15 protein-coding genes and 1 pseudogene are annotated in these 18,414 nt (G+C 63.9%); 7 read left to right on the top strand and 9 right to left on the bottom strand.

What is annotated here, in order from left to right:
* The first annotated feature begins 238 nt into the window (after window positions 1-238).
* The 4 genes from MF4836_RS22770 (at window position 239) to MF4836_RS22755 (ending at window position 4,880) form a co-directional block, all read left to right on the top strand.
* Window positions 239-1,978: a phosphoethanolamine transferase CptA gene (locus tag MF4836_RS22770; protein ID WP_078472168.1), complete on the top strand. Its 1,740-nt coding sequence runs from the start codon at window positions 239-241 to the stop codon at window positions 1,976-1,978.
* A 186-nt stretch (window positions 1,979-2,164) separates the two neighbouring features.
* Window positions 2,165-2,386 (top strand): hypothetical protein, encoded by a 222-nt coding sequence (locus MF4836_RS22765; RefSeq protein ID WP_078472167.1) that lies wholly within the window; start codon window positions 2,165-2,167, stop codon window positions 2,384-2,386.
* Between the two features lie 377 nt (window positions 2,387-2,763).
* Window positions 2,764-3,438, top strand: a complete 675-nt coding sequence (locus tag MF4836_RS22760; protein ID WP_078472166.1) for a heavy metal response regulator transcription factor — start codon at window positions 2,764-2,766, stop codon at window positions 3,436-3,438.
* Window positions 3,435-4,880 (top strand): heavy metal sensor histidine kinase, encoded by a 1,446-nt coding sequence (locus MF4836_RS22755; protein WP_178102977.1) that lies wholly within the window; start codon window positions 3,435-3,437, stop codon window positions 4,878-4,880. Before MF4836_RS22760 ends, MF4836_RS22755 begins: the two co-directional genes overlap by 4 nt.
* A gap of 9 nt (window positions 4,881-4,889) precedes the next feature.
* On the opposite strand, the gene MF4836_RS22750 is transcribed toward MF4836_RS22755, so the two are convergent.
* From MF4836_RS22750 to MF4836_RS22720, 7 genes and pseudogenes are all read right to left on the bottom strand, one after another.
* Window positions 4,890-5,471 carry a DinB family protein gene (locus MF4836_RS22750; protein WP_078472164.1) on the bottom strand — a complete coding sequence of 194 codons (582 nt, stop codon included), beginning with the start codon at window positions 5,469-5,471 and terminating at the stop codon, window positions 4,890-4,892.
* 43 nt (window positions 5,472-5,514) lie between these two features.
* Complete coding sequence (gene zapE / locus MF4836_RS22745) at window positions 5,515-6,624, bottom strand: cell division protein ZapE (RefSeq protein ID WP_078472163.1); 1,110 nt, start codon at window positions 6,622-6,624, stop codon at window positions 5,515-5,517.
* Window positions 6,625-6,694: 70 nt separating this feature from the next.
* Entirely contained in the window at window positions 6,695-7,036 is a 342-nt protein-coding gene (locus MF4836_RS22740) for a nuclear transport factor 2 family protein (protein WP_078472162.1), read from the bottom strand.
* 52 nt (window positions 7,037-7,088) lie between these two features.
* On the bottom strand, window positions 7,089-7,805 hold the full coding sequence (locus MF4836_RS22735; RefSeq protein WP_078472161.1) for a helix-turn-helix transcriptional regulator: 717 nt from the start codon (window positions 7,803-7,805) through the stop codon (window positions 7,089-7,091).
* A 216-nt stretch (window positions 7,806-8,021) separates the two neighbouring features.
* Window positions 8,022-10,460: a TonB-dependent siderophore receptor gene (locus MF4836_RS22730; RefSeq protein ID WP_078472160.1), complete on the bottom strand. Its 2,439-nt coding sequence runs from the start codon at window positions 10,458-10,460 to the stop codon at window positions 8,022-8,024.
* A gap of 121 nt (window positions 10,461-10,581) precedes the next feature.
* Window positions 10,582-11,523, bottom strand: coding sequence for a FecR family protein (locus MF4836_RS22725; protein ID WP_078472159.1), 942 nt, complete (start codon window positions 11,521-11,523; stop codon window positions 10,582-10,584).
* Window positions 11,524-11,563: 40 nt separating this feature from the next.
* Window positions 11,564-12,061, bottom strand: a pseudogene (locus MF4836_RS22720) (RNA polymerase sigma factor); the annotation flags it as partial.
* 252 nt (window positions 12,062-12,313) lie between these two features.
* Here MF4836_RS22720 and MF4836_RS22715 point away from each other — a divergent pair.
* Together MF4836_RS22715 and MF4836_RS22710 are read left to right on the top strand one after the other, a co-directional pair.
* A complete protein-coding gene (locus MF4836_RS22715) occupies window positions 12,314-13,750 on the top strand; it encodes a nucleobase:cation symporter-2 family protein (RefSeq protein ID WP_078472157.1) in 1,437 nt (478 codons plus the stop codon).
* A 66-nt stretch (window positions 13,751-13,816) separates the two neighbouring features.
* A complete protein-coding gene (locus MF4836_RS22710; RefSeq protein WP_078472156.1) occupies window positions 13,817-14,284 on the top strand; it encodes an LEA type 2 family protein in 468 nt (155 codons plus the stop codon).
* A 78-nt stretch (window positions 14,285-14,362) separates the two neighbouring features.
* Here MF4836_RS22710 and glsB read toward each other — a convergent pair whose 3' ends face one another.
* Window positions 14,363-15,271: a glutaminase B gene (gene glsB, locus MF4836_RS22705; RefSeq protein WP_020298136.1), complete on the bottom strand. Its 909-nt coding sequence runs from the start codon at window positions 15,269-15,271 to the stop codon at window positions 14,363-14,365.
* Between the two features lie 273 nt (window positions 15,272-15,544).
* Between glsB and MF4836_RS22700 the strand changes: the two genes are divergently transcribed.
* Entirely contained in the window at window positions 15,545-16,798 is a 1,254-nt protein-coding gene (locus MF4836_RS22700; protein WP_078472155.1) for a ferredoxin reductase family protein, read from the top strand.
* A gap of 12 nt (window positions 16,799-16,810) precedes the next feature.
* On the opposite strand, the gene MF4836_RS22695 is transcribed toward MF4836_RS22700, so the two are convergent.
* Window positions 16,811-18,331 carry an MFS transporter gene (locus tag MF4836_RS22695; protein WP_078472154.1) on the bottom strand — a complete coding sequence of 507 codons (1,521 nt, stop codon included), beginning with the start codon at window positions 18,329-18,331 and terminating at the stop codon, window positions 16,811-16,813.
* Window positions 18,332-18,414: the final 83 nt, after the last annotated feature.

The raw sequence follows: 18,414 nt of genomic DNA, 5'->3' as shown, positions 1-18,414 counted from the left end.
CTGCGCCACATCGCCGGCGTCATCCCTTGCGGGGATGATGCCGGCAATGACTGCAACCCCCTCATCAGCCGTTCCATCCTCACCGTTCATCGGAACGCGGCGCGCTTTCAGCTCACAAACTTTTCACACCTGAGTGGTGATACTCCGGCCATTGTGGCCGCTCGGTTCAGAGCCGCCCTGGCTCACGGACCGCTCCTGCGTGTCCGCGATAGCAGTGATTAACCGGTTGGAGCGCTCCATGGCATTGTTTAAACGCGGCGACACGTCTGCGAAAGGTTTCGATTGGGCCGGTCTGGGTTGGCTCTTCCTGTTCTTCTGGTACTTTTCCGGCATCACCCAACTGCTGATCCTGCTGACCGACACCTCCGGTTTCGCCGGCTTCCGCCAGGCTTTCATAATGAGCTCGATCTGGCTGGCGCCGGTGCTGCTGTTCCCCGCACGCACCCGCCTGCTCGCCGCCCTGATCGGTATCGTGTTGTGGGCCTGCTCCATGGCCAGCCTCGGCTACTTCTTCATCTATCAGCAGGAATTCTCGCAAAGCGTCATTTTCATCATGTTCGAGTCCAACCCGTCGGAAGCCGGCGAGTACATGACGCAATACTTTGCCTGGTGGATCGTCCTCGCCTTTATCGCCCACACCGCGTTCTCCATTTTCCTCTGGACCCGCTTGCGCCCCGTGTACATGCCCCGTGGCCGGGCCCTGGTCGCGACCACGGCACTGCTGGTGGCGGTGGTCGGCTACCCGCTGGTCAAGCAGATCGCCCGTTCCGACAGCTTGCGCGGCGGCCTGGAGCGATTCGAAACCCGCATCGAGCCCGCCGTGCCGTGGCAGATGGTGGTTGCCTATCGCCGCTACCTGGAACAACTGGACAACATGCAAGGCATGCTGGCCAGCGCAAGCAAGATCGCGCCACTGAAAAACCTGAAGGACGCCTCGGCCGACCTGCCTGCGACCCTGGTGCTGGTCATCGGCGAATCGACCAACCGCCAACGCATGAGTCTCTACGGCTACCCGCGCCAGACCACTCCGGAGCTGGACAAGCTCAAGGATCAGCTGGCGGTGTTCGACAACGTGATCACGCCTCGGCCATACACTATTGAAGCCTTGCAACAGGTGCTGACCTTCGCCGACGAAGAGAATCCCGAGCTGTACCTGACCACGCCGTCGGTGGTCAGCGTGATGAAACAGGCTGGCTACAAGACCTACTGGATCACCAACCAGCAGACCATGACCAAGCGCAACACCATGCTCACCACGTTCTCCGAGCAGGCCGACGAGCAGGTGTACCTGAACAACAACCGCAACCAGAACGCCCGCCAGTATGACGGCGATGTGCTCGAGCCCTTCAACAAGGCCCTGGCCGACAAAGCCCCGCGCAAATTCATCGTGGTGCACCTGCTCGGCACCCATATGAGCTACCAGTACCGCTACCCGCCAACCTTCGACAAGTTCACCGACCGTCAGGGCGTGCCCGCCGGCGTGCGCGACGATCAGGTGCCGACCTACAACAGCTACGACAACGCAGTGCTGTACAACGACTTCGTGGTGTCCAGCCTGATCAAGGACTACGCCAAGACCGATCCCAACGGCTTCCTGCTGTACCTGTCCGACCATGGCGAAGACGTCTTCGACTCCGCCGGCCACAACACCCTGGGGCGCAACGAAAGCAAGCCGACCGCGCCGATGTACACCATCCCGTTCATGGCCTGGGCCTCGCCGAAATGGCGGGAAACCCACGACTGGAGCTTTGCCGGCGACCTGGGTCGCCCCTACAGCAGCTCGCAGCTGATTCACACCTGGACCGACCTGGCCGGCCTCAGCGCCGACGAACTGGACCGCAGCAAGAGCCTGGTCAGCGACAGCTTCAAGCCGCGGCCGCTGCTGATCGGCAACCCTTTCGAGCGCCAGTCCAAGGCTTTGATCGACTTCAGCCTGATGAAACCCAAGCCGCGCACCACGCAAGTGGTCCAGCAGTAACCCTCCCCCAACAAGACGACTCCCACGAGTCGTCTTGTATCGCCCTCGGGCAAAGATTACGAATATGTAATCAACGGCTCATGCCGGCGTTAACTCCCATTTAATAAACTTCGCACACACTCCGCCCCTATCAGCACTTATCCAGAGATAAGGCGGGCAGCGAACATTGTTAATGGGAAACAACGCATGAAACGTTCAACTTTTATTCTGACCACTTTGATAACGCTTGGCTCGGCCAGTGCCTTTGCCGAAGATGGTTCGGAACGCTCGCAACAGTTCTGGGAGAACTTCCGCGTGAGCCAGCAACAGACTCACGGCACGGTTGAAACCACCGCCTCCAGCGAAACCCCAAAGAACACTATTGAATCTTCAGCCGATAAAACTTCCGCACACACCCCGGACGCCTAAGTTCACACCGTTAAAGCAATGGGCGCCTGACCGGGCGCCTTTCTTGTTGGATGTCGCTCACGCCCTTCATTATTCGTATATCCACATCGCGCACCCAGGATTAGCCATTGGCCTTCACCAACCGATTGTCGGTGCCTGCAAACAGACACGCCTTGATACAACAGCAGGCGCCCCCCCCCGCCTCGCCGAGCCTCACGCAAACCGTTGATTCAGAGCCATTCCTCTCTTGACCCTAAAGCAGCTACAGGCTTCATTATCCGCCCACCCAAACCCAGGCCAACCTGCCGCCCGAAGCTCCTGCGCGGAGTAATCGAGGGCTGGCCACGGCTTTTTTCTACACCGCTCATATTCAACTTGAGTCATACGAGGAACTATTGATGCGCATCCTGGTTGTCGAAGACGAACCAAAAACCGCTGACTATCTACAACAGGGCCTGACGGAAAGTGGCTATGTCGTCGATTGTGCGGCGAATGGCCAGGATGGCTTGCACTTGATTGATCAGCAGGATTATCAATTGGTGATTCTCGACGTCAACCTGCCACACAAAGATGGTTGGCAAGTGCTGGAACTTATGCGCCGTGAACACAGTACGCGGGTCATCATGTTAACCGCCCGCGGACGCTTGGCGGATAAAGTCCGAGGCCTGGACTTGGGCGCCGATGATTACCTGGTCAAACCTTTCGAGTTCCCCGAGTTGCTGGCCCGAGTTCGTACGTTGCTGCGGCGCAATGAACAATTGACCGCGGTGGACGTATTCCGAGTGGCCGATCTGGAACTTGATCCACGGCGCCACAGAGCCTACCGCGGCAACCGTAGAATCGACCTGACCACCAAGGAATTCACGCTGTTGCATGTTCTGATGCGCCAGGCCGGCGAAGTGCTGACCCGGACCCAGATCATCTCCCAGGTCTGGGACATGAACTTCGATTGCGACACCAACGTGGTCGAGGTCTCCATCAGCCGCCTGCGGGCCAAGATCGACGATGCCAGCGACATCAAGCTGATCCACACCATTCGCGGTGTCGGGTATGTGCTGGAGGTGCGCCAATGAGACCAGGGGCCGGCAAGGCCGGACCGTTGCCGATGCCGGCGAGGCAACCCAGCAGCCTGTCGATGCGCCTGGGGCTGACCGTGAGCCTGATGGGCGCCGGCCTGGTGCTGTTGCTGGCGACCCTGGCCTACCTCGCGCTGACCCACGAACTGGGCAAACTCGCCCGGGAAAGCCTGGACAACAAGCTGACCCAGATCCAGCACAGCCTGACCAGCGACCTCAAGACTGCGGACATCGCCGCCCGCCCCCATTCCCTGCTCGACCTGGTCATGGGCCACGACAACCTGCACTTGCGGATTCTCGCCGTCGATCGCCAGGCGCCGCCCCTGCTCGACATCGGCAGCCAGCCCCTGGAGCCGTTGCCCGCCGCCTTGAGCGGCGCCGACAGCCCGGCATTTCTGGATTGGGCGGACAGCCGCGGCCGGCCCCTGCTCAGCGCCTCGCGCCTGCTGCCCCTGGGCAGTGGCGAACAGGTGCGAGTGGTGCTGTCGCTGGATCGGCAAAATGACCAGGCCTTGCTCAGCGCCTACCTGCGCTCGACCGTGATCATCCTGCCGTTGCTGCTGTTGCTGATCGGTATCGGCGCCTGGTGGCTGGTGCAACGCGGGCTGCTGCCGCTCCAGCAATTCAGCCGGGTGGCGGCGCAGATCACTACCCAGGACCTGACCCACCGCCTGTCCCAGGACAACCTGCCGCGGGAGCTGGCGGAACTGGCCCATAGCATCAATTTCATGCTGCACCGCCTGGACGGCGGCGTGCAGCAGCTCGCGCAATTCTCCGATGACCTGGCCCACGAACTGCGCTCGCCCATCACCAACCTGATGGGCAAGGCCCAGGTCACCTTATCCCGCGAGCGCCCGCCGGAGCAGTACAAGCAGGTGCTGGAGTCGAGCCTCGAGGAACTGGAACGGGTCACCCGGATCGTCAGCGACATGCTGTTCCTGGCCCAGGTCAGCCACCCGGCTTCCCAAGTCAGTTTCCAACCTGTTGCCCTGGAGGAAGAGGCGCGCCGGGTCATGGAGCTGTTCGCCCTCAGCGCCGAGGAAAAACACCAGGCTCTGAGCCTGTCCGGCAGCGGCTGGGTACACGGCGACCGGTTGATGATCCAGCGCGCCATTTCCAATCTGCTGTCCAACGCCATCCGCCATGGACCGCGGCAGGCCGCCATCTCGCTGCAGGTGGAGGAGCTGGCCGCAGGCGTAGCGCTGACGGTGAGCAACTCCGGGGCCGGGATTGCGCAAGCGCACCTGCCGCACCTGTTCGAGCGCTTCTACCGAGTCGACAGCAGCCGCTCCCGAGCCGAAGGCGGCACCGGGCTGGGCCTGGCGATTGTGCGTTCGATCATGAACCTGCATCAGGGCCAGACCGACGTCAGCAGCCAGCCCGACGGCCTGACCGAGTTCCGCCTGGTGTTCCGGCGTCGCCCGCTGGCCGGGAGCTGAACCGAGCGCTTAGTCGCCCCAGATCAGTGCTTCGGTCCAGCCCAGCTCGGCAAAGTCCGCAGCACGCAACCCGGCCTCGCCGGCGCAGAAAAACTCGTCCAGTTGCGGCGGCGCGACCCGGGTTTCGCTGAGCATGGCGTGCACCTGGCCGCGATGGTGGATCTGGTGCTCGAACAGATGGCTGAGCATGCGCAAGCGGCTGTCGTGCTGTGGCGTCTCCCGGGCGATGGTCACCCTGCGCCCCAGATCGGCGTCCCGCAGTTGCGCGCAGTACGCCAGCAGCCGCTGGTCGACGGTGGATTGTGCCTGGCGCAGTTCACCGGCCTCGACGCAGGGCTCGTCGACGTCGAAAAACACATAGCAATCGACCCGTGGCGGCTCGCCGCGAAGCTCCCGTTCAAGGGCATCCACGTAGAACCAGTCGCAGGTCAGGATGTGATTGAGGGTGGCCCTCAAGCTGGGGAAAAAGCTGCTGCGCGGCGCGACCAGTTCGGCCGCGCTCAACTGGCCCCAGGCTTTGGCCAGGCGGTGGTTGGCCCAGGCGTTCTGGTAGGCCATGGTCGACAAGTGGTGGGACAAGGGCTGGTTCACGGCAACACCTCACGGAGCAAAGGCAGATCCAGGAGCGGGATCTTCAGCAAAAACGCTGCAACTGCATTTCCTGCAAGCGGCTCAAGGTACGACGGAAGGCAAACTCCAGGTAACCCTCGGTATACAGCTGCTCCAGCGGGACCTGGGCCTCGAGGTACAGCGGCACCTTGCGGTCATAACACTCGTCCACCAGGGCGATAAAGCGCCGCACGCTGTCGTCGTGCACCGACAGCTGGGGCAACTGGCGGTCCCCGGCATCAACCCGCTGCGCGCCATCCTCGGTGCCTCGGGCGATGCGTCCCGGACGCTGCTGGGCGCTGAGGTTGGGCACTTCGCTGAGCAGAATGGCACTGAAGCGGTCGCACAGCGCCATGAAGTCCATAGCCGCGAACGGCGCCTCGCAAAGGTCGGCAAAGCGACACCAGAGCACGGTTTCACTGACCTTGAGCACCGTGACGTTGCGATGCCCCACCGCCAGCACCGCGCTGGATACCGCCTGCCCCGCGCTCAACTGCTCGAACACCGGCCCCAGGGCACTGGGCTCGCCTGCCGCCGTGACCCAGTAGCGTTGCAGGCCGGTGCCCGGGTGCAGGCGATGGTCTTCATCACCATCCACCGAAACCACCTGCATATGCTGCTCGATCGACTGGATCGCCGGCAGGAAACGCTCGCGGTTGAAGCCATCGGCATACAGCTGGGCGGGCGGTTGGTTGGAGGTGCAGACCACCACCACGCCTTCATCGAACATCACCTGGAACAGGCGCCCGAGGATGATCGCATCACCGATGTCGTTGACGAACAACTCGTCAAAACACAGCACCCGCACCTCGGCGCTGAGTTCCCGGGCCAGCGCCTGCAAAGGGTCGGCGGTGCCGGTCAGCTGGAATGAGCGCTGGTGGACCCAGCCCATGAAGTGGTGAAAATGCTGACGCCGCGCCGGCACCCTGAGGCTCTGGTAGAACTGGTCCATCAGCCAGGTCTTGCCGCGCCCCACCGGTCCCCATAGGTACACCCCGGTAATCGGCGCCTGGCCCTGGTGCAGGGCCTGGTGGCATTGTTCCAGGGCCTGCACCGCGCGCAATTGCGCCGGGTCGGCGACAAATCCTTGCTCCAGGGCATGCTGATAGGCGCTGAGGGGGGAATCAAAAGGCATGGGGCGAACGATCCGGGCAAAGAGCGCGCAGTATGCCACGCCGCTGGCGCCTGCCACTGCCGGGCTGCGCCTAGAGGGAGATGTCCAGGCGGCAGATCTTGCCCTGGGGATCGAGCCGGAACACGTAGCGCAACGCCAGCGGGCTGCCGGGAAACGCACCCCAGACCAGGTTGTCGAGCAGCACCTTGCCGGTGCGCTGCTGCACCGCCTGCACTTGCAGGCGCGGCTGGTAACGCTGGGCGCAGTCGGCCATCCAGTGCGCGATGTCCTGGGTGCCGACACGCTGCCGGCCTTCATCGAATACCGTCGCGTCCTCGGCGAAGAAACTGGTCACTGCCGAACTGTCGCGGGCGTTGGCGGCGGCGATGTAGGCCGCGATCGCCGGGGCGAGTACGGGGGCGGTGCTGGGCATGCGTGAAGCTCCTTGTGAGTGAAGTCAGGCGCCATGCTAATGGCCCCCTGCGTCAGTTCTTGTCAGGAGTGAAGCGCCCGTGTTCATCCAGCTGCATCAGCGTGCGCCAGGTGCGCAACAGGTCACTGCGCCGACCGGGGTAGACCTCTCCGCGAGCGCTGACCGCGAGGATGCGGTCGGTGCGAAAGGTCCGATAAGCCCCGCGCAACTCACACCAGGCGACGATCACCCGCGCTTCGTTCATAAACCCCAGGGCCAGGGGCCAGATCAGCCGCTGGCTGGAGACCTGCTTGGCGTCGGCGTAGTCCAGATGCAGTTTGGCCTGTTCGCGAATGGCCTGGCGAAACACATCCAGCGGCACCACGTTTTCCGGGTAGGCGCAGGCCGACGGCCCGGGCATGACCGTGGGGTTGCGCAAGGCCTCCTGGGCCGCCGGGGTCAAGACGGCGGCAATCTTGGCCAGGGCATTGGCGGCGGCCTTGCCCAGCACATCATCGCCGCGCTGATCGACATACCGCAGGCCCAGCACAATGGCTTCGGTCTCGTCGGCATTGAGCATCAACGGCGGCAGGAACAAGCCGCTGCGCAGCACATAACCGATGCCCGCCTCGCCATACACCGGGGCACCCAGGGCCGTCAGCTCGGCGATATCGCGGTACAAGGTGCGCTCGGAGACTTCCAGCTCCCGCGCCAGGACCGCGGCCGTCACCGGACGGCTCTTGCCACGCAGGACTTGCAGCAGGGTAAGTAAACGACTGGTTCGCGACACCGCAGCAGCCTCCACACAAAAGAGCCGCGCAGCTTAGCAGAGGCCCCTGTCAGAAACTGTCAGGAGCCGCCGGCCTGTTGCTGGAGATGCGCGGTATCCACCCTGTAGCCGCTGCCGAGGCACGAGGCTGCGCTGGCCCTGACCGACGCCCGGGATGCCAGGGAGTTATGCGGTGTTGATGGGGGCCAGCGCAGCCTGCGGCAGCGGCGACAGGGGTTAATACGCCATTGACCACCCGAGGGTGTAGGTGCGGCCTCGGCCCTGGTAGTCATAGAGGTACGCCGGGCCGTAGGCCGGCGAGTAGAACAGTGTCGCGCGCTGGCCCCAGACCGTGCTGTATTGCTTGTCCAACAGGTTCTGGATCCCGGCGCTGAAGGTGCCAAAGCCGGTGTCATGACTGCCCAGCAGGTCGAAGGTGGTGTAGCCGTTGATGGTGTGGTCGGCGTCATCCTTGAGGGTGAACGCGTGGTTGCCTTGCAGGCGGGCGCTGCTGCGGTCGCCCTTCCAGCCCACGAACGCCGTGGACTTGGACAACGAGGCATAGCGCGCATCTCGCTTGATCCAGTCGCCGTTCTTGTCCTCTTCTTCCGAACGCACCAGGTGCAGGGTGCTGCCAGCCTCCCAGCCGCTGGCGAAGTGGCGGGTCAAGGCGCCTTCAAACCCGTAGTCGCGGCTCTTCTGGTCGATCACATCAATGGTCAGGGTGGCGCTGTCGGTGGTGATGACCTTATCCGACCAGATGTAGTACAGCGCCGCCTGGGCATCCCAGTCGCTGTCCGAATAACGCCAGCCGGTTTCCACCTGGCGGCTCTTGATCCCGGCCAGGGGATTGTCGTCGACGCTCAAGCCCGGCTTGCCGTAGAACTTGGCCGGGTCCGGCAGATCGAAACCCTCGCCGTAGTTGATCCAGGTCTGATGCCCGTTCTTGAAGTCGTAGATGGCCCCGATGTTGTACAGGCTCACTTCATAGTCATTGCTGCCGCCCGGCACGTTCTTGAACTGGCCGACATCCACATCCATTTTCTGCCGCCGCGCACCGCCGGACACCGTCAGGTTGTCCGTGGCGTGCCAGTCCAGCTGGGCATAGCCGGAGAGCCCGTCAACCCGGTAGCTGGGATAGCGCGGCGCCTTGCTCAAGGTATCGAGGTCGAGGCCACCGGTGGCGGACGAGGTCTGGGAGTTGAACACGCTCTGCTCGGCGTTGAAACGCTCGCGGTCCAGGTCCACGCCATAGGTCAGCTTGAACGCGCTCCACTCCTTGACCAGCAGGGCCTTGAGGCTGCTGACCTCGAAGTTCTGCTGCGAGGCAGCAAAATACACGCCCTTGGAGCCCGTGGGGTTGGCCGCGTTGTAATAGGGGAACGGGTAGAAGTTGTCGTCTTCCTTGCGGTAGGAGCCTTGCAGGTAAAAGTCCTGACCGCCCAGCACATCGTCGTAGTGGTAGCTGGCATTGAGCAGCAGGCGCTTGGTGCGTGGCTGCAGATCGGTGGAGTAGCCGCCGCGCAATTGCGCGTCCTCCAGGTCCGAAGGCTTCTGGTAGCTGAGGTTCGGAAAGTAGATACCGGTGCCGCCATGGTTGCCGGAGTCGTAGTACTGGGCCAGCAGGTCAAGGCCCTGGGCCTCGTTGAATTGCAGCGCCAGGCTGCCCATCAGGTCGACGGTGCGGTTGTATTGCAGGTCGGTCTGGGTGTTGTCGATGAAGATCTGGTTGCCGGAACCGTCGTAGAACGCCTCGTTCTGTTCGGCGGCGACCGCCAGTCGGCCGTTGATGCGCTCGTTGCCGCCGCTGACCGACTGCGCGATACGGGTCGACAGGTCATCGCTGTTGTTGAAGCCGCTGCTGGCCCCGACCTGGGTTTCAAACTGCGCCGCCCCCGCCTCGCCCTTCTTGGTCACGATATTGATGATGCCGCCGGTGGCGCCGCCGCCGTAGATGGCGCTGGCGCCGGAGAGCACTTCCACCCGCTCGACGTTGAACGGAGAAATGCTGTCGAACTGCCGGGACAGCCCACGGGAGCTGTTCTGGCTGACACCGTCGATCATCACCAGCACGTTGCGCCCGCGCATGTTCTGGCCGTAGTTGGTGCGTCCCTCGGGCGCCAGGTCGAGGCCCGGCACCAGCTTGCCGATGGCTTCCTTGAGGCTGACCCCGGTCTGCAATTGTTCGCGCAGTTGGGTCTGGTCGACCACCCATACGGTGCCGGGGATTTCACTGATGGCGGTGCTGGTGCGTGAGGCGACGCTGACCTGGATCGGCTTGAGGTTGAGGCTCGCTGCCGGCGCCGTGGCGCGGCGCAGGATCACCGTGCGCGGGTCGCTGAACGCCCAGCTCATGCCGCTGCCGGCCAGCAGGCGTTGCAGGGCCTGGGCCACGCTCAGCTCGCCATTCAACGCCTCGGCTTGCAGGCCCTCGACATCGGCGGTGGTGTACAAGAGGCGCAACCCGGCCTGATCGGCAAAGCCGGTCAGGGCCTGGTCCAGGGCTTGGGCGGGCAATGCCAGGTTGACCCGGCGCTCTTCGGCGCTGTGGCTGGGGGCGACGGCGTCCTGGGCCTGAACCAGCAGCGGGCTGCACAGCCCGGCAATGATGGCCTGAGCCAGGAGTGTACGGCGCACCAGGGCCTTGGCCCGGACCTGTGTCGACTGCTTGAACATACCTTTCACGACTGTTTTCCCGCCCCGTTTGAATACGTCAATGAGAATGATTTTCTTCTCGTTCTCACTACGACGATTTCGCCAGCCGGAACTTGCAACGGCCCAGCGAAAAAAATTCAAATCAGTGCAGGACCGCCAGCCATGGCAGGTACGTGACCTTTAGAGGGTAGCGCTGTTCGAGGGTGCGCAGCAGCCCTTGCGGATCGTTCAGATCAAATACCCCACTGACCGGCAGAGCCGCCAGTTGCGCATCGGAAATCACGATCCGCCCATGCTGATAGCGCTCCAACTCGCCAATCACCTCCCCCAGCGGCCGGCCATTGAAGATCAGCTTGCCGCGCTGCCAGGCCGTGAGGCTGGCGGCATCCACCTTCTGCTGGGCCAACAGGGGCTGGCCGGCTCGGTGCTGCAGGCGCTGATCGGCCTGCAACAGCATTGGCTGATGGTCGCCGCTGAACTGCACCTGGCCACTTCTGACCACCACCGTCAGGTCGCCACCGTCGCGGCGCACACTGAAACTGCTGTCGGTGCCTTGCAGGCGCTCGTCGCCGGCGCTCACCACAAACGGGCGCTGCCGGTCGGGTGCCGGCTCGAACAGTGCCTCGCCGGCCCGCAGGATGACCTTGCGCTCGCTGGCCGTGTAGGCCACCGACAAGGCACTGGCACTGTTGAGGGTGACTGTGGAGCCATCGTCCAGGGTCAGGGTCTGCTGCTGGCCGACACTGGTGTGGTAGTCGGCGCTCAAGGCCGGCCACTGTTGCCAGCCGGTGACCCCGGCAACGGCGACCAGCACCGAAGCCGCCAGGGCCGGCCACCAACGCCGTGGCCGTCGTGGCACTTGAGCCTGGGCCCGCAGCTCGCTCGCCGCCGCGGTCATGCCGAGGTCGGCCCACAGTTGCTGCGCCTCGTCGGCGGCCGCGGCGTGGGCCGGGCTGGTCAGGCGCCATTGCTGATAGGCCATGCGCTGGGCGGCGCTGGCCTGGCCCGAGTTGAGCAGCACCAGCCAGTCGACGGCGGCGTCTTCGAGGCTGTCGTCAGGCTCGGGAATCGGGGACTGGGTCATGGGCAAGTCAACGGCTGAGGGAGAAGGATCATGCATGATTGTGCTTGAGCCAGTCGCGGCAATGGCGCAGGGCCTGGCCGATGTATTTTGCCACCATGCTCTCGGAAACGCCCAGCCGAACTGCGATCTGGGCCTGGGTCAGGCCCTCGATACGGTTGAGCAGCAAGGCCTGCCGGGCATTGGCCGAGAGCAATTGCAGGGCGTCGTCGAGCAGCGCCAGACGCTCCTTGGCCAGCAGCACCGCCTCGGGCGCCGGCGCCGGGTCGACGGCCTCGGCATGCTCCTGGCCGTCACTGTGATTGGCCGCCAGGCGCTGCTCACGGCGCAAGGTGTCAATGGCCAGGTTGCCGGCCACGCGAAAGATAAAGCTGCGGTCGTTGTGCACCGCCACCGTCTGATCGACCTTGAGCAGCTTGAGGTAGGTTTCCTGGGCGACATCGGCCGCACGCTGGCGATCACTCATGCGCCGGGTGAGAAACTTCAGCAGGTCGTCGTAGTGCTCCTGAAAACTCAGCAGCAGGCTGGGCGTGGGCAGCATCGAGGGGCGGTCCGGGGGTCGGGGGCCGGATTATTCCATAACGGCAAATGAGAAACAGTATCTTTCGTATCCTTTCGAAGTTGCGCCTTTGCCGCTATTTACGCTTCTGACTGCCGCGCCTTTCTGGCATCCTGCGCCTCCTTTTTCTGACCGGTTCGCAGGTTTTGCCTGGCGCAATCCTTTCGCAAACCAAGTCCCGTCCACTTTCCGGCGTGTGCCCCCTGTACCGACACGCCATTGGCAGGCCTTTTCATGACCGCACCTGATCGCATCCCTCGCTACAAGTCCGACCTGATCTATGGCCTGGACGACCGCCCGCATTTCAGCGCGGCCATCTTCGCCGCGTTGCAGCATGTGCTGGCCAGTTTTGTCGGCATCATCAGCCCGACCCTGATTTTCGGCGGGGTGCTCGGCCTGCACGAAGAGACCCCATACCTGATCAGCATGGCGCTGTTCGTCTCCGGCCTGGGCACCTTTGTCCAGGCCCGGCGTCTGGGCCCTATCGGCTCCGGGTTGCTGTGCGTGCAGGGCACCAGTTTTTCCTTTATCAGCGTGCTGCTCAGCGCCGGTTTCATGGTCAAGGGCCGTGGCGGCAGCAATGAAGAGATTCTCTCGACCATCTTCGGCATCTGCTTCTGCGCGGCCTTTATCGAGATGTTCCTCAGCCAGTTCATCGGCAAGCTGCGCAAGCTGATCACCCCGGTGGTCACCGGCACCATCATCACCCTGATGGGCCTGTCGCTGATCAAGGTCGCGGTCACCGACATGGCCGGCGGCTTCGGCGCGCCGGACCTGGGCGCGGCCAGCAACCTGGGGCTGGCAGCACTGGTGCTGCTGACCATCGTCATCCTCAACCGCTTCAACCACCCGATGCTGCGCCTGGGTTCGATCGTGATCGGCCTGACCCTGGGTTTCGTCGTCGCCTGGATGCTGGGCCGGGTCGACATGGCCAGCCTGCCCGACGTGCCCCTGGTCAGCGTGCCGGTGCCGTTCAAGTACGGCTTCTCGTTCGACCTGATCGCCTTTATCCCGCTGGCGGTGATCTTCCTGATTTCGCCGCTGGAGGCGGCCGGCGACCTGACCGCCAACTCGATGATTTCCCAACAGCCGGTCAAGGGTCCGCTGTACATCAAGCGCATCAAGTCCGGGCTGCTGGCCGACGGCTTCAACTCGATGGTGGCGGCGGTGTTCAACAGCCTGCCGATGGTGACCTTTGCCCAGAACAACGGGGTGATCCAACTGACCGGCGTCGCCAGCCGCTACGTGGCCTATTTTATTGCCGGGCTGCTGGTGCTGCTCGGGCTGTTCCCGATGATCGGCGCGGTGCTGCAACTGATGCCCAAGCCGGTGCTCGGCGGCGCCACCTTGATCATGTTCGGCACCGTGGCGGTGGCCGGGATCAAGATCCTCGCCGAAGCCGGCCTGCATCGGCGCAACGTGCTGATCGTGGCGATTTCCCTGGGCATGGGCCTGGGCGTGGCGGCGGTGCCGGAAGTGTTGCGCGAGCTGCCCAAGGCGCTGCACAACATCTTTGAATCGCCGATCACCGTGGGCGCCTTCTGCGCCATTTTCCTGAATATCTTCCTGCCGGAAGAGTTCATGGAACTGGAAGAAGACGAGTTCGACCCCGAGGCGGCAACCCTCAAGGTCATGCAGGACCCGGACATGAGCGCCAAAGCGAACTCCTGAGGTCAGCGGACGTCTACAGCGGGGGGCGACCGCCCCCTGTATGTCCTCCAACCTGACGGGTACCCCATGCGCAGATTGATCGCTTTGTCCCTGGTGCTGCTCAGCCTGAGCGCCTGTGCCCTGTTCCCCAATCGCGACCCGCTGAACATCAATGTGGTGGGCATCGAGCCCCTGCCCAGCCAGGATCTGGAGATGCGCTTCGCGGTCAAGCTGCGCCTGCAGAACCCCAACGAAACCGCGATCGACTACAACGGCGTGGCCCTGGACCTGGACGTCAACGGCCGGCCCCTGGCCTCGGGGGTCAGTGACCAGCACGGCAGCATTGGGCGCTTCTCGGAAGAGGTGCTGGTGGTGCCGGTCAGCGTCTCGGCGTTTTCCGTGCTGCGCCAGACACTGGGCCTGAGCCAGAACCAGAATGTCGACAACCTGCCCTACACCCTGCGCGGCAAACTGGCCGGTGGCCTGTTCGGCACCCTGCGTTTTATCGACCACGGCACCCTGAGCCTGCCCAATGCCGCCAATGGCACCTGGTGAGGCAACCTGTTTTCAATAGACACTCTTCAGTGTTCACTCTGGCCAGCGCAGCCGCATGCCTCGGCAGCGGCTACGGGATCAGAACACTGACCAGCCGATGCGCTGGCTCAGCAGTTCCAGGGCCGCCATGCCGACCAGGGAGTTGCCGGCGGCGTTGAGTTCCGGGGACCACACGCACACGGTGAATTGCCCCGGCACCACGGCGACTATGCCGCCGCCCACCCCGCTCTTGCCCGGCAGGCCGACGCGATAGGCAAAGTTGCCGGCCTCGTCATACAGGCCGCTGGTGGCCATGATCGAGTTCACCTGCTGGGTCTGGCGCGCGGTGAGGATGGCCTCGCCGCTGTGCTTGCAAAAGCCGTCGTTGGCCAGGAAACAGAACGCCCGGGCCAGGTCGACGCAGCTCATGCGCAGCGCGCAATGGCTGAAGTAGCTGCGCAGCACCGCCTCGACATCGTTGTGGAAGTTGCCGAAGGACTGCATCAGGTAGGCCATGGCCGCATTGCGGGCGCGGTGCTGGTACTCGGAGTCGGCCACCTTGCCGTCGACCATCACCTGCAGGTTGCCCGACAGACGCCGCACGAAATCACGCATTGACAGGGCCGGCGCGGCAAACCGCGACTGGTTGATGTCGCAGATCACCAGTGCCCCGGCGTTGATAAACGGGTTGCGCGGGCGCCCACGCTCGAACTCCAGCTGCACCAGGGAATTGAACGGCTGCCCCGAAGGTTCATGCCCCAGCCGCTCCCAGATCGCCTCGCCGGAATGACCGATGGCCTGCACCAGGCTGAACACCTTGGAAATGCTCTGCACCGAAAACGGCGTGTCGGCATCGCCGGCGCTGAACACCTGGCCGTCGTTGCCATAAACGGCAATCCCCAGCTGGTTGGCCGGCACGTCGGCCAGGGCCGGGATGTAATTGGCGACTTTCCCCTGGCCAATCAGTGGCCGAACTTGGTCGAGGATTTCGTTCAACAGCGCTTGCATCGTCAGGCTCGCAATCTCTGGCCCCGAACCGCTGCGGGGCTGTGCTTGCTAGACGCCCGACAACCGCCGCGCAGCACAGTTACGGCCCACACCTGACACAGGTCACCTCCCCCCTGGCGCGATGCGAGTAGGCTGCGTGACCGTAAAAACCGTTGCCACAACCGTGCCCTCGACCGCTCACAGCGGCTGCTCGCCGATGCTGGCCAGTCGATGAGTACACCCGGCGCAGCGGCACCATCGCCGGAAAACCGGTGTCTACAGAGGCGAAGCGCGTTGAAACCCTGGCATTGCATCCTTGGTATTTTGCTGATCACCAGCATCACCGTCCTGATCGAAATCCCCAGCAGCACTTGGCTCACCTCCGCCAGCCTGAGCCTGATTCTCGGGGCGTCGGCGCTGGCGTACATGGCCACCTCGTGCCTGCTGGCCAGCCGCTGGCGCTGGGTCGAGTGGCTGTTCGGTGGCCTCGACCGGGTGTATGAAGCGCATAAGTGGCTGGGGATCTGGGCGCTGGTGTTTGCCAGCTACCACTTTGTGTTCAAGGCCAACCTGGACCTGTGGAACAGCGTGCCCATCATCGAGTGGCCCAAGTACTGGACGCGCCTGGTGCGCCAGCTCAGTTATGTGGCTCTGGGCCTGATTGTGCTGCTGGCGTTGAACCGCAATATTCCCTATCGCTTGTGGCGCTGGTGGCACAAGCTCTCCGGCCCGCTGTTCGTGATCGTCATCCTGCATTGGCTGAGCTTCAAATCGCCGATTGCCCTGAACAACCCATCGGGTCTGTGGCTGACTTTGCTTTGCGGCCTGGGGCTGCTCGGTGCGTTGTACAAGCTGTTGCTCTACCCGGTGCTGGCCAAGGCCGGCGAATACACCGTGAGCGCCGTGTCGGCGCACAAACACTCCCTGCACCTGGAGCTGACGCCTGTGCAGCACGGCTTTGCGTTCAAGGCCGGGCAGTTCGCCTTTCTTGCGCTCAAGGAAAAGGGCCTGCGCGAGCCCCATCCGTTCACCATTGCCAGCGCCCATGCCAGCGATGGGCGTATCGAGTTCGTGATCCGCGCCCTGGGCGACTACACGCAAAAGCTGCGCGACCAGGTCAAGGTCGGCATGCTCGCGGATGTCTATGCGCCTTATGGACAGTTCAAGCGCCAGGTCGATGCACCACGGGAAATCTGGGTCGCGGGCGGGGTTGGCATCTCGCCGTTTATCGCCTGGCTGCAAGACGATGCCAGCGAACGCCTGGATAACACGACCCTGGTGTATTGCTTCAATCCCTCACGCGCGTTTCCCACTGCCGAACAGCTGCAAAGCATGGCCGAGCAACGCGGCGTGCGCTTTGTTGGTCAGGATGGCGGGGTCGATCAACTGACCGAGACCTTCAAGCACGCCGTAGCGCAAACCGACCCACAACAGATCCAGATCAGCTTTTGCGGGCCCAAGGGCTTGCTGGAGCGCGTCCGTGAGCTGATGCGCGAACAGGCGATCCCCGAGGGCAATCTGCATTACGAGCTGTTCGAGTTCCGCTGAAACCTCCCGCGCTCAAGGACGAGCCGGCTCGCGCAGGGCCAGCCACACCGCCAGGGCCGAGACCAGGGTGATGCCGATCAGCACCCGCAGCAATTGGCCGAAGGCCTCCACATACAGCTGTAACAGGGCACCGCGCCCGACCTCCGGCAGCAGCGCACTGCTGGCCTGCAAGTTGCCGTTGGCCAGTTGCTGCGCGGCCAGGGGAATCTGCGCGGCGTCCACCAGCGCCGCGCCGAGGGAGTGCTGCAGCAGCCCGGCCAGCAATGCCACCACCAGGGCCAGGGCAATGCCCTCACCCGCCACCCGGGTGGTGCTGAAGATGCCGGTGGCCATCCCGGCACGCTCCTTGGGCACCACACTGACCGACAAGCCATCCATCAGGCCCCAGGGCAAACCCGCCCCAAGGCCAATCAACAGCATCGGCAGCACGTTGGCCGTGGGCTGCCCCACGCCTACCCGGCTCAGCAGATACAGGCCGAAGGCGGCAATCAGCAGGCCGGCGCTGCACAGCACGCGACTACTGACCCAGCGCGTCAGCCACGCCGCCAGCAACGGCACCACCAGCATCGGCGCCGACAGGGCCATCATCATCAGCCCGGCCTCGATCTCGCTGTAGCCTTCAACCCCGATAAAGCGGATCGGCAGCAGAATCAGCAGCACCACAAAGCAGTAGCAGGTGGCGATCGGCAACACCTGCACCCCGACAAAACGCGGGTAGCGAAACAGCGACAGATCCAGCATCGGCCGCTGGACCCGCGACTCGATCGCGACAAACCCCAGCAGCGCCAGCAACGAGCCCCACAGCAGGCTTTGCACCAGCACGCTGCCCCAGCCACTTTGCGGCGCCTGCAGCACGCCCCAGGTAAACAGCACCAGCGCTGCGGTAAAACTCAGGGTGCCGGGCCAATCGACACCGGCAGCGTCCGGGTCACGGGACTCGTGCATGCGCGGCACGCCAAACAGCAGCGACAGCCCGCCAATCAAGGTGCCGCTGATAAAGATCGCGCGCCAGCCGTAGTGCTCGATCAGCACCCCGGCCAGGAGCGGCCCGAATGCCAGACCGACGCCAAAGGTGGTGCCCAGCAGGCTGAAGGCACGGGTGCGGGCGCGGCCTTCGAACTCCTGGGCCAGGGCCGCCGAACCGCCGGCCAGGGCTGCAGCGCCCGCCAGCCCTTGCAACGCCCGCAGGCCATCGAGCCACAGCACCGACGGGGCAAAGGCCAGCACCAGGGACGTCAGGGCAAACAGGCCGACACCCAGGCTGAACACCCGCTTGCGGCCGTACTCGTCGGCCAGGGTCCCGGCGGCCATCAGCGCACTGCCGAAGGTCAGCATAAAGGCGTTGGTCACCCAGCTCAGGGCCATGGGGCTGCCACCCAGCTCGCGGGCAATGGCCGGGGTGGCCACGGCCACGCCGACAAAGGTCAGGGGCAGTATCAGCGCCGCCAGGCACACCGCCGCCAGCACGCCATAGGCACGGCTGGCAGGGGTGGCGGCCTGGAAGGCGGCGGGCAGATCGATTTCAGGGTTCATCAGGACCTCGAACAGGCAAAAGCCACAGCGGACAGGGGTGGGTTTGGATGATAGATTCGCCGCAATCAGCAAAAAACAGGGCT

The sequence above is a fragment of the Pseudomonas sp. MF4836 genome, assembly GCF_002018875.1.
GTDB lineage: Bacteria > Pseudomonadota > Gammaproteobacteria > Pseudomonadales > Pseudomonadaceae > Aquipseudomonas.
This window is presented reverse-complemented; position numbering and strand designations above follow the sequence as displayed.